We start from the raw sequence: 12,922 nt of genomic DNA, 5'->3' as shown, positions 1-12,922 counted from the left end.
CATTCGCATCCCCCGCCTGCACGGAAATTGTACGTTCCAAAAAGCTGGCGCTTGCCGAAACCAGCCTGCTATGCAACTCGTCCCCAATGCCCGGTGTCGGCGACGCGACTGCATACGGATTTCATCGCCGCCATATACCGTGCAATGGATTTTTGTGCTACCGGATTGTCGGGAAACATCACCGCCATTGCTGTGCCCTCCCCGTACCGAAATATGTAAATGGTCAGCTGGTAGGAGAATCGCCCATCGGAATAAATGCCGAAGCTGTCGGCATCGCCCAACTCCGCGGCGGCCAGTACGGCGTTCAACGGCGCGGCACCGGCGTGCAGGAAGTTCGACACCGGGAAATTGGGTCGGGGTCTGCTCAACCACGGCGCCAATTCCAATACTCTATAGTATGGAACCTTTGCCATGTGCAAATTCGAATCGAATGAGTCTTGTGCTGACCAGGCGGCCTCGTGGAAGGACGCTGCGGCTATTGGGACGGTAATCGGGACCAGGCCGGTGAACCATCCTTGTGTCATGAAGTTTTCCGAAGTTCTGCGGGTATCTCTGGGAGTTAGCCCGTAATAGGTGACAGCTCCGGTGAATTCGTGCTCTACCAATGCCATGCAGGCGAATAAGCCGCCGATGAAGCGGGCTCCTGCCGTACTGCACGCCGCCTCGAATCTCGCCGTCTGCTCAGAATCCATCAACAATTCCCGGACCATGTCACTGGGCGTCAGTTCCATCGGGTTGCCGAGTGGAAGGGGGAAATCGGGAAGGCTCCCGTTGTTGCTCTCGGCAAAGTCGATCCAGGCCCGCACCTCGGGCGAGTCCAGGGTCAAGGAGTTGGTGAATTCACGCTGCTGGACGCAGTAGTCGTCGTAGCTGCCAGTCTCGGGCAGCGTCAGGGGACCGCTGTCGCCGGTTAACGACGTGTACATGGCGTGCGCCTCCAACATCGTGATGCCGATGAGCGTCGCGTCCCCGTGCACGTGGTCAATGCTCGCGTAAAACGTGAAGTGGTCGTCGCTTTGAATAATGCCGAAGCTGAAACATTCCCATTGCAGCGGATCCGGAGTGGCAACGGCATGCTTGTGTATTTCTTCCGCACTCATAATGCCGTGGTCGACTGGCACGAATTCAATGTCGGCCGGGTCGTCCATGGTGTGTCGGATGATTTCACCGTCATCGGTGAACTCGAACCAGCTTCGGTATGTGTCGTGGCGGCGCAAGTATTTGTTGAGAGCGTCATTCATGACGCTGATCTCGCAGTGTCCAGGTGCTTCACAAGTGGCGATGAGGAGGCGCGAGTAGTCGAGCCCCGCGGTGGTCCGGCCGTGATATCCGCGAAGATGCTGGTCCTGCATGTAGCTGACCGGTACCGAGCTCACCGGTGCCCGACGGGCGGCTTCTCGCGCCGCATTTGTGGGGTGCCACGAGATCACTCGTCCTGGCCGCACCGTCCAATCATCAATGGAGCCAATGGTGATTTTTCCGATACGCAATATTTCCTCCAGCAGCCGGGCGGTCCTGAGTTCGGCACCGCGCGGTAGTGTAAACAACATAACCGTTCGGCAATCATGGCCGTCGGCATGCACAGAGACGGAGCCAGCGTGCGACGTCTTGCCTGCGGCTGGCGCCGGGCACCCTGTTTGCCCGGTGTCGTCACGAACCGCTGCACGTACTTGTAATAATCGCCCCAAGGAGTGGACGCCGCTGCGCAGCCGGGCCGAGCGGCATCATCAAAGGTCCTCGTTTTGCGGGATCACACCCGAAGGCCGACAGCTTGGTCCACAGTAGCTATACCGGTGGGGGCAGAGAGGACGACCGTATGGCATCCGTCGTAGATCCGATGGAGCGAGCATCGGGTTATGCGATCGTCGGCTACGCAGTCCGCATGCCGGGTGCTGCCGATGCTGAGCAGTTCTGGAACATGTTGCGGGCAGGGCGAGATGGCATCTCGGAGGTGCCCTCGGATCGGTGGGATGTTGAGGAGTTCTTCGACCCGGATCCGGATGCGCCGGGAAAGATGGCCACGCGCCGAGCGGGCTTCCTCGACGATGTAGTGGGTTTCGACGCGCCGTTCTTCGGGTTGTCGGCGCGCGAGGTCAATTTTGTGGATCCGCAGCACCGGTTGTTGCTGGAGACGGCGTGGCAGGCGCTGGAGCATGCGGGTACGGCGCCGATGAGTTTGGCCAACTCCAACACGGGTGTGTTTGTGGGGTTGTCCACGCATGACTACCTGGGCATGGCTTCGGATGAGCTGACCTATCCCGAGATCGAGGCCTACATGGCGATCGGGACCGCGGCGGCCGCGGCGGCGGGGCGGATCAGTTATCGGTTGGGATTGCAGGGTCCGGCGGTCACGGTGGACACGGCGTGCAGCTCGTCGTTGGTGGCCATCCATCAGGCGTGCCAGGCGTTGCGGCTGGGGGAGTGCGATTTGGCGCTCGCCGGGGGCGCGAACGCGTTGATCAGCCCGGCGACGATGATCACGTTCTCGCATGCGCACATGTTGGCCCCGGATGGTCGGTGCAAGACCTTCGATGCCGCCGCGGACGGTTATGTGCGCGGTGAGGGCTGTGGCGTCGTGGTGGTGAAGCGGCTCGAGGACGCGATCCGCGACGGGGATCGGATTCGCGCGGTCATCCGGGGCAGCGCGGTCAATCAGGACGGCGCGTCGGGTGGTTTGACGGTGCCCAACGGGGTGGCCCAACAGCGGGTCATTGCCGAGGCGCTGGCGCGTGCCGGAGTCGAGCCCGGCGAGGTCGGATACCTGGAAGCGCATGGCACGGGGACATCGTTGGGTGACCCGATCGAGGTGCAGGCCGCCGGTGCGGTGTTGGGCACTGGGCGCGAGGCGGACAAGCCGTTGTTGATCGGGTCGGTGAAGACCAACATCGGCCATTTGGAGGCCGCAGCCGGGGTCGCGGGCCTGGTCAAGGTCATCCTGGCCTTGGAGCACGAGGAGTTGCCGAAGCATCTGAACTTCCGGACTCCCTCGCCGCACATCCCCTGGGACCGCCTGCCGGTGCGGGTGGTCAAGGAGGCCACCGCCTGGGCCCGGGATGGCCGGCCGCGCATCGCGGGGATCAGCTCGTTCGGGTTCTCCGGGACCAATGCGCACATCATCGTCGAGGAAGCGCCCGCGCAGGTCGAACAGGCCGTTGCCCCGGCTCCGGTCGTCCTTGAGCGCGGCGGTCGGTTCAACGTTCTGCCCTTGTCGGCGCGCAGCCCGGCAGCACTGGTGCAGCTCGCCGACAGGTACCGCACGTGGTTGAGTGCGCATCCGGACGCCACCTTGTCGGATGTGTGCTTCACCGCCGGGGCGGGACGATCCCACTTCGAGCACCGGGCCGCATTGGTCGTGAACTCGCTCGAGTCGGCCGGTGAGCTGCTTGCTGCCTTGGCCGACGACCGCCCGGCGCCGGGTTTGGTGCGGGGGGAGTGCGCCGACACCCCGAAGACAGCGTGGTTGTTCCCGGGTCAGGGCAGCCAATTCGCCGGGATGGCGCGCGAGTTGTTCGACACCGAGCCGGTTTTCGCTGAGACGATGCGCCGCTGCGCGGATGTGGTCGCCGAGGTGCTGGACAAGCCGTTGCTGGACGTCATCTTCGACGTCGACGGCGAGGACACCCTGCGCCAGACCAGCTATGCCCAGCCCGCGTTGTTCGCGGTGGAGATGGGTTTGGCGCGGTTGTGGCAGTCGTGGGGTTTTGAGCCGGACGTGGTGTTGGGCCACAGCGTGGGCCAGTATTCGGCCGCCTGCGTGGCGGGAGTGTTCAGCCTTGAGGACGGGGCGTTGTTGCTCGCGCAACGCGGCCGGTTGTTCGGCGCCCTGCCGGCGGGTGGGCGGATGGTGGCGGTGTTCGCCGCCGCTGAGCGCGTCGAGGCTTTCATCGACGAGTATCCGAGTTTGTCGGTGGCCGCCTACAACGGCGCCAACACCGTGTTGTCGGGTCCGGGCGAGGATCTGGACCGGGTGGTGGCAACGCTGGTTGCTGATGGCGTGCGATGTGATTGGCTCGATACCAGCCACGCCTTCCATTCGGCGTTGCTGGATCCGGCTCTTGATGAGTTCGAGGCCTACGCAAGCCAATTCGAATACAAGCCGCCGCAGCGGATCTTGGTGTGCAACAGGACCGGCGCTGCGCTGCGCCGCAGCGTGCAGTTGGATGCGGCCTATTGGCGCCGGCATGCCCGCCAGCCGATCGAATTCGCCAAGAGCGTGACCACGCTGGCCGAGCTGGGCTGCGCGGCTCTGCTGGAGGTGGGCCCGCAACCGATACTGTCCGCCGCGGCCCTGCGGGCATGGCCCGACCCGGCGACCGCCCCGCGTGCCATCGCAACGATGCGGCGTCAAGTCGGCGAGCACCGGCAGCTCAGCGAAGCCATGGCCAGCGCTTACGTCGCGGGACACGTGCCGAACTTCGCGGCCCTGCAGGCCGGTTCGGCACGCAAGCTCGACATGCCGACGTATCCGTTCCAGCATCGCCACTACTGGTTCCGCGACAAGCGGAAGCAGCCGCAGAACACTACTGCGGGACGCACCGAAACCGTCCGGCTGCTTGAGGACGGGCGCATCGCCGAACTCGCTGCGCTACTCGACGGTGGCAGCGGCGATCAGCAGACGACCGAGGTGTTGACCAAGCTTGCGGCGCAACACAACCAGCAACGCAATGCCCGGTCTGTCACCGACGCCCGTTACGAGATCAGGTGGGAAAAGGCGGCCAGCGCGGGTACGCAGGCCACCGACGAAGCTGCCTGGCTGTTGATCGGTGATGACACCGACGCCGTCGCGCCGTTGAAGGAGGCGTTGACCGCGCACGGCCACCGGTACGAGATCATCCCGCCTGCGGTCTCCGACGCGGACGAAGAGCGGCTGGAAGCGGCGGTGCGGGCCGCGTCGGCAGCCGAACCGACGCCGCGAATCGTGTACCTGGCAGCACTGGATGACCCTGCGCCGTCGATGCGGTCGCTGTTGCGCATGCAACACCGCGTCATCGGGGGCGTCAGGCACCTCTTCCGCGCCGCGGTCGCCGCGCAGGCCCACTTGCCCGTGTGGTTGATAACCCGTGGCGGGCAACGGGTTACCGCTGTCGACACCGTATCTCCGGTGCAGTCCTGCCTGTGGGGGTTCGGTCGCGCCGCCGCGCTGGAGCATCCACAACTGTGGGGTGGGCTCGTCGATCTGTCCGAAGGCGACGCCGACGAGTGGTCCCGCCTGATCGAACACCTGGTGGCGACATCGCCAGGTTCGTTGGCCAAGGAAGACCAGATCGCGCTGCGGGACCATGAGGTTTACGTTCCCCGGTTGATCCGCCGCGCGGCGCAGTCCAACCCGACACCGCTGAAATTGCGGGACGACGCAACGTATCTGGTGACCGGTGGCCTGGGGGCGGTAGGGCTGGAGGTCGCCGGGTATCTGGCCGCGCACGGTGCTCGGCATCTGGTGCTGACCTCGCGGCGCTCACCGAGTGACGCCGTCCAACGGCACCTGGATGCGTTAAGCGGTGACAGCGGTTGTGAATTCCGCGTCGTCACCGCCGATGTGGCCAATCCGCACGACGTTGCGCGCCTGTTGGCGACCGTGGATTCGGAGCTTCCGCCGCTGGCGGGGGTTGTGCACGCCGCGGGCGAGATGGGCACCACCCCGCTGCACGATTTGGAAGACGCCGAACTGGAGCGGGTCTTCAATGGAAAGGTCTGGGGCGCCTGGCATTTGAGCGAGGCCACCGCCGATCTGAAGTTGGACTTCTTCCTGTCGACCTCGTCGATCGCCTCGGTGTGGGGCAGCTTCGGCCAGACCGCGTATGCCGCGGCGAACGCCTTCCTCGACGGTTTGGCGTGGCGGCTGCGTGAACAGGGTATTGCCGGGGTCAGCGTGAACTTTGGTCCCTGGCTGGCGGGCATGGCCGATGAAAACGCCCGTGCTGCACTGGATAAGCGCGGGGTTCGCACGTTGCCACCCGCGGATGCGCTGGCGGGAATGGCCGATGTCATCGCAGCCTCCGGGGCGAATGTTTCCGCCACCGGTTCCGCTTCCGCCAATGGTCCCGCTTCCGCCACTGGTTCCGCCAATGGTGTTGTGGCGCGGATCGACTGGGCGCGCTTCCTACCCATCTACCAGCAGACGGGTAGGCGGGCATTCTTGGCGGAGTTGGAGCGCGAGGTCCCCGACTCGGTGCCGACGGGGACGTCGTCAGGGCCGACTCGGTTGGTCGAGCAGCTCACCGCGGCCCCGGTGCAGCGGCGCAAGAAGATGATCGTCGAGCACCTGCGCGAGCTCGTGGCGGAGGTGACCAAGATCGATGCGGCCGAGATCCGGGAAGAGGCCGGATTCTTCGATCTTGGTATGGACTCGCTGATGGCGGTGGAAATGCGCCGACGGGTCGAGCATGCGGTGGGCAAGCAGCTTCCGGCCACCCTGGCGATGGACCATCCTCGCCTGGTCGACGTGGCCGATTACCTGCTTGATGAGGTACTGGGCCTGAGTGCGCCCGCACCGGCTGCGGCGGCGCGGGCGGCGTCAGCGGCAAGTTCGGGGTCGCCGGCGGATGAGCCGATCGCCATCATCTCGGTGGCGTGTCGCTTCCCGGGCTCGCCCGATCCTGACGCGTACTGGGACTTGTTGTCCGGGGCAGTCGATGCGATCCGGGAGATCCCGGATGACCGGTTCGACATCGATGAGTTTTACGACCCGGATCCAGAGACGCCGGGCAAGATTTACAGCCGCAACGGCGGCTACCTGGAGGGCATCGACGGGTTCGATCCGGAGTTTTTCGGCATCTCGCCGCGCGAGGCGGTGTGGATGGACCCGCAGCAGCGGCTGATGCTCGAAATCGTGTGGGAGGGCCTGGAACGGGCCGGGTATTCGCCGGCGGCATTGCGGGGTAGTCAGAGCGGCATCTTCGTCGGTGTGGCGGCAAATGAGTATTCGCACCTGCTGTCGGCCGACTCGGTGGACAGCATCGAGGCCCACTTCATCACCGGCAACGCGCTCAACGCCATCGCGGGTCGGGTGGCGTTCGCGCTGGGGCTGGAGGGACCGGCGGTGGCGGTGGACACCGCGTGCAGTTCCTCGCTGGTGGCGGTGCATCAGGCGTGTCAGGCATTGCATTCCGGTGACTGCGATTTGGCGCTGGCCGGTGGGGTCAATGTGTTGTTGAGCCCGGCGTCGATCGTGGCGGCGTCGCGGGCTCGGATGCTGTCTCCGGACGGGCGGTGCAAGACCTTCGACGCCGCCGCCGACGGTTACGTGCGCAGCGAGGGCTGCGGGATTCTGGTGCTCAAGCGGCTGAGTGACGCGGTGCGCGATGGGGATCAGATCCGCGCGGTCATTCGGGGTACGGCGGTCAATCAGGACGGCGCCTCAAGTGGTTTGACGGTGCCCAATGGCGGTGCCCAGCAACGGCTTATCTCCGCGGCGTTGAACCGAGCCGGTCTCAGCGGCGCAGAGGTGGACTATCTCGAGGCGCACGGGACCGGCACCGCGCTGGGCGACCCGATCGAGGTCCAGGCCGCCGCGGCGGTTTACGGCGCGGGCCGGGACGAGGATCGGCCGTTGCTGCTCGGCTCGGTCAAGACGAATATCGGCCACCTCGAGTCCGCCGCGGGCGTGGCGGGTCTGATCAAGGTCGTGTTGTCCCTGCAGCATGAGGTGTTGCCGCAGAACCTGCACTTCCAGACCCCGTCGCCGCATATTCCGTGGGACTCGCTGCCGGTGCGGGTGGTGGATCAGCCGATTCCGTGGCATGCCGACGGCCGGCCGCGCCGTGCCGGGGTGAGTTCGTTCGGATTCACCGGGACCAACGCACACGTGCTGATCGAAGAGGCGCCCGCCCTGGCGGGCAGCGCTGATGCTGCCGACGACGCCGGCCCGGCGCCGCAGTCCGATGCTGCGGACGAGTCGTTCAATGTGCTGCCGCTGTCGGCGCGTTCACCTCAGGCACTGATGGGTTTGGCGCAGCGGTATGCGGATTGGCTGGACGCGCACCCGGAGGTGGATATCACCGACGTGTGCTTCACCGCCGCGGTGGGGCGTTCGCACTTCGAACACCGGGCCGCGGTGGTGGTGGATTCGGTGCGAAGCGCCCGCGACGAGCTGGTTGAGTTGGCCGAGAACCGGGTCCGCCCGGGTGTGGTGCGCGGTGAGTGCGGTGACCCGCCGACGACGGCATGGTTGTTCACCGGCCAGGGCAGCCAATATCTGGGGATGGCGCGCGAATTGTTCGACGCCGAGCCGGTTTTCGCCGAGACCGTGCGGCGGTGCGCGGAGGCGATCGACGGCATGCTGCCCCGTCCGCTGCTCGATGTGCTCTTGGCCACCGATCGGGAGAGCGCAGATACGTTGCGGCACACCTCGTTTGCTCAGCCGGCGCTGTTCGCCGTGGAGATGGGGCTGGCCCGGTTGTGGCAGTCGTGGGGCATTGAGCCCGATGTGGTGTTGGGTCACAGCGTGGGCCAGTACGCGGCGGCGTGTGTGGCCGAGGTCTTCAGCCTGGAAGACGGTGCACGCCTGATCGCCGAACGAGGTCGGTTGTTCGGCAGCCTGCCCGCTGGTGGCCGGATGGTGGCGGTGTTCGCCGACACCGGGCAGGTGGAGAGCGTTGCAGGGGAGTTTCCGCGGGTATCGGTGGGCGCCTACAACGGCCCGAACACGGTGCTTTCGGGTCCGGGTGAGGACCTGGAGCAGATCGTGGCCCGCTTCACCGAGGAAGGGATCCGTTGCACCTGGCTGGAAACCAGCCACGCGTTCCATTCGGAGTTGCTCGAGCCGGTACTCGGTGAGTTCGAGTCTTACGCAGCGCAATTGCACTTCGCCGCCCCGACGCTGCCGCTGGTGTGCAACCGCACCGGCGCGGTGCTGACGGGGGAGACCCCGCTGGATGCGCAGTATTGGCGACGGCATTCGCGTCAGCCGGTGCAGTTCGCCGAGAGTGTGCGCACGGTAGCGGAGCTGGGCGCCACGGTGTTGATGGAGATCGGCCCGCAGCCGGTGTTGACGGCGGCGGCAGTGCAGGTGTGGCCGGAATCATCGACCCCGCCCAAGGCGATCGTTTCCCTGCGTAAGGGCACCGATGCCCGCCGGCAGATCGCCGAAGCGCTCTCCGCGGCATACGTGTCCGGGCATCGGCCGAAGTTCGCGGCATTGCACCGCTCTGCGCGGCGCAGACTGGAATTGCCGACCTATCCCTTCCAGCGCCGCCACTTCTGGCCCAAGACCTCCGGCGTCGTCGGGGTCGAAGCCGGAAGTGTCGCGGTATCAGGGATCTTGGGCAGCGCCAAAGACCTTGCCTCGGGTGATGCGGTCTACACGAGTCGGATCTCGGTCAAGACCCAGCCGTGGCTGGCCCATCACGTCATCTACGGCACCGTCGTGGTTCCCGGCGCGACATATGCGGCAATGGCGCTGGCCGCCGTCGGCGCGCCCGCGCGGGTGCAGGATGTCTTTTTCTACGAGCCGATCATCTTGGGAGACAAGACGTCCCGCGAGGTGCAGCTCACGGTGCATCCACTCGACGACGGTGGCGGGGCGAGTTTCAAGGTGCACAGCCGCCCCTACGGCGTGCGTGATGCCGAATGGTCGCTGAATGCCGATGGCACCGTACTCACCGGCGCCGACGAAACACCATCGCAGGCAGTGGATTCGGTGGAGTCCGTCACCGAACGGTTGAACCGCACCCGCCCGCAGCAGTTGTTCGACACGTTCTCCGACATGGAACTGTCCTGGGGTCCCACCTGGTCGGGCTGCCTGAAATCGCTGTGGGTCGGTGAGGGCGAGGCCCTCGGCGACGTCGTCGTCGGTGACGAACTGGCCGAGCATCTGGGCAGCGAGCCGATCCATCCGGTACTGCTGGACCTGTGCACCGGGGTGGCGTTCCCGGCGTTCCCCGCGCTGCTGGCCGCCGAGCACGGCGTGTCCGATCTGTTCTTGCCGCTGCGGTATGGACGGGTGACGCTGGGGGGCAACATACCGCGGCGCTTCTACTGCCACGCGAAATGGCACCCCAGCACTCTGGATGCCGAAACCCAGGTCTTCGATCTCGATTTCGTCGACCGCAACGGCAAGTACCTGGGCGGTATCAGCGAGTTCACCGTCAAGCGCGCCCCGCGCGAGGCGTTGCTGCGCGGCCTGGGTGGGGATGCGACCCGGCTGCTCTACACCCTCGGCTGGAACGAAATCCCGCCACCGCAACCCGAGGATGACGCGCAGAACGTCCGCGGCACGTGGTTGATCGCCGGATTTGACGAACTGGCCGCCGCATTGCCCAACTCGATAGGAGTTGAGGTCACCGCGACAACCCAAGAGTGGCGCGAGCTGTTCGACCAAGCCGAGCAGGACGCCAGGCCGATCTCCGGGGTCATCTGGCGCGCCCGGCCGGGTGTGGGCGAGCCCAGTGTCGAATTCGCCGCGCGGCTAGAAGATGAGCTCGACAACCTGCTGCGTGCTGCGCAGACGCTGCTGGGCGATGAGACGCTGAAACTGCCTGGGGGACTGTGGATTATCACCGAACGGGCGGTGGCGACGGAGTCCGGTGAGGTGGTCGATCCGGTCCACGCCGCGCTGTGGGGACTGGGCCGCACCATCATCGCTGAACAACCGACCCTGCGGTGCCGGATGGTCGACCACGACGGCGCCGACGACGTCGTGGGCTCGCTGACCCGACTGCTCGCTGCACCCACCGAGGAACCCGAACTCGCGCTGCGGCAAGGGAAATTCCTGGTGTCGCGGCTGTTGCCGTGGTCGCGCAGCGGGCTTTTGGCCCTCCCACGCGCCGACGACTACATCCTGGCCCCGACCGAACGCGGTGCCATCGACAACCTGAGGCTGACCGAAATGGTCATGCCCGCACCAGCCCCAGGCGAGGTGCAGGTGCGGGTCGAGGCCGCCGGCCTGAATTTCCGGGATGTCCTCAACGTGCTCGGCCTCTACCCTGGCGACCCGGGCCCGATCGGCGGCGACCTGTGCGGCATCGTGGCCGAATTGGGCGAGGGCGTCACCGACTACGAAGTCGGCCAACGAGTTTTCGGGTTCATGCCCGGAGCCTTCGCCAGCAAGGTCAATGTGCCCGCGCAGTTGCTGGCCCCGGTCCCCAAAGGTTTGGGCCCGGTGGCCGCGGCCAGCATTCCCGCTGCGGCGCTGACGGCCCGGTTGGCGTTCGACTGGGCCAAGGTGGCGCCCGGTGACCGGGTGTTGGTGCACGCCGCCAGCGGTGGTGTGGGTCTGGCCGCGGTCGAAATGGCCCGCCAACGCGGGGCGGAAGTATTCGCCACCGCCAGCCACTACAAACGCGACACCCTGCGCCGGATGGGCGTCAAGTACGTCTACGACTCGCGCAGTACCGATTTCGCCGATCAGATCCTGGCCGACACCGACGGCGCCGGCGTGGACGTGGTGCTCAACAGCCTGACCAACGAGGGCTTCGTCGCGGCGACGGTGCGCGCCACTGCCCAGGGTGGGCGCTTCGCCGAGATCGCGAAGCGCGACATTTGGACACCGGAGCAGATGGCCGAGGTCCGTCCCGATATCGACTACGAGATCGTGGCGCTGGACGGAACCATCGTGGCCGACCCGGAACGTATCCGGCGTCTGCTGGCCGAGGTGTCCGAGGGATTGGCCAACGGTGAAATCTCGCCGGTGCCCTCGGAGATCTATCCGCTTACGGAGGCCAAGACGGCGTTTCGGCGCATGCAGCAGGCTCGCCATATCGGCAAGATCGTGGTGCAGATGCCCACTCCGTTGGCCCCGCGCGGCGACCGCACCTACCTGATCACCGGCGGGCTGGGAGCCCTCGGGCTGCACACTGCCGCCTATCTGGCCCAACACGGCGCCGGCGACATCGTGCTGACCAGTCGGCGGGCGCCCGATGCCGAGACGCAACGGGCGGTCGCGGCGATCACCGAGCGATTCCACTGCCGCGTCCACACCTTCACCGCCGACGTGGGGGATGAATCCGAGGTTGCCGAGCTGCTGGAGCGGATCCGCGCGGAGTTGCCGCCATTGGCGGGCGTGGCGCATCTGGCCGGTGTGCTCGACGACGGGTTGTTGCCGCAGCTGACCCCGGAGCGGTTCCGGACCACGTTGGCGCCCAAAGCGTTCGGGGCCTGCCATCTGCACCGGCTGACCGAGAATGACGATCTGGAGTTCTTCATCGTCTACTCCTCGGTCTCGGCGGTGCTGGGTTCGCCCGGGCAGGCCAACTACGCCACTGCCAACGCGCTGCTGGACGGGCTGGTTGCCTGGCGCCGGGCCCAAGGTCTGCCCGCGACCGGGGTCAACTTTGGTCCGTGGGCCAAGGGTGGCATGGCCGCCTCTCACGCCGCGCGCGCCAATCTTGGTGCCCAAGGGTTGATTTCGCTGGACCCCGGCGCCGCGCTCAATGCGCTCGGCGAGGTCATCGGTCACGGAACCGGACAAGCGACCGTCCTGAAGGCCAATTGGCAGCGTGCCGCCAAGATGCTCGGCGGTTCGCGCCCAGCAATTCTGGACCACGTGCTGCCCAGCGCCACCACTGCCACACCCGGCGACAGCGAACTGCTCCGCCAACTGCACGAGATACCGGAAGCCCAACGCGCCGACTTCATCACCGAATTCCTGCAACGCGAGGTGCAACAGTTCCTACGACTCGCCCAACCGCCCGCCGCAACCAGTAGGTTCCTGGACCTGGGCACCGACTCGCTGATGGCCGTCGAACTTCGCAACCGGCTCTACAACCAATTCGGCGGCGCATTCACCATCAGCGCCACCGCCGTATTCGACTACCCGACGATCAGGTCGTTGGCCGAATACCTCGCCGAACAGCTGCCTGAACTGGACGCGGCGTCAGGTGCAGCGCCGGTAGCGGCCCCAGCGTCGGCGGATGCGGAAGCGGAAGTGGCCCCGGCGGACGCGGAGGCGGAACCAGCCGGCCCGGCCGATACGGCCTAGGGCCGC

2 protein-coding genes are annotated in these 12,922 nt (G+C 66.1%); one reads left to right on the top strand and one right to left on the bottom strand.

Annotated features, from left to right (window positions below; translation table 11 throughout):
- Positions 1–68: 68 nt before the first annotated feature.
- Positions 69–1,490 carry a condensation domain-containing protein gene (locus G6N68_RS18615; RefSeq protein ID WP_163718801.1) on the bottom strand — a complete coding sequence of 474 codons (1,422 nt, stop codon included), beginning with the start codon at positions 1,488–1,490 and terminating at the stop codon, positions 69–71.
- A 326-nt stretch (positions 1,491–1,816) separates the two neighbouring features.
- On the opposite strand from G6N68_RS18615, the gene G6N68_RS18610 reads away from it, so the two are divergent.
- Entirely contained in the window at positions 1,817–12,916 is an 11,100-nt protein-coding gene (locus G6N68_RS18610; RefSeq protein WP_163715353.1) for a type I polyketide synthase, read from the top strand.
- Positions 12,917–12,922 lie beyond the last annotated feature (6 nt).

Origin of the sequence: Mycobacterium bourgelatii, from assembly GCF_010723575.1 — a bacterium.
GTDB classification, from domain to species: Bacteria; Actinomycetota; Actinomycetes; order Mycobacteriales; family Mycobacteriaceae; genus Mycobacterium; species Mycobacterium bourgelatii.
The sequence above is the reverse complement of the archived record's forward strand: the minus strand, read 5'-3'. Positions and strand labels throughout refer to the sequence as shown.

What these genes read in the sequence shown, in the direction of transcription:
- G6N68_RS18610 (WP_163715353.1), top strand. Translation starts at nt 1,817, where the DNA reads ATGGCATCCGTCGTAGATCCGATGGAGCGAGCATCGGGTTATGCGATC.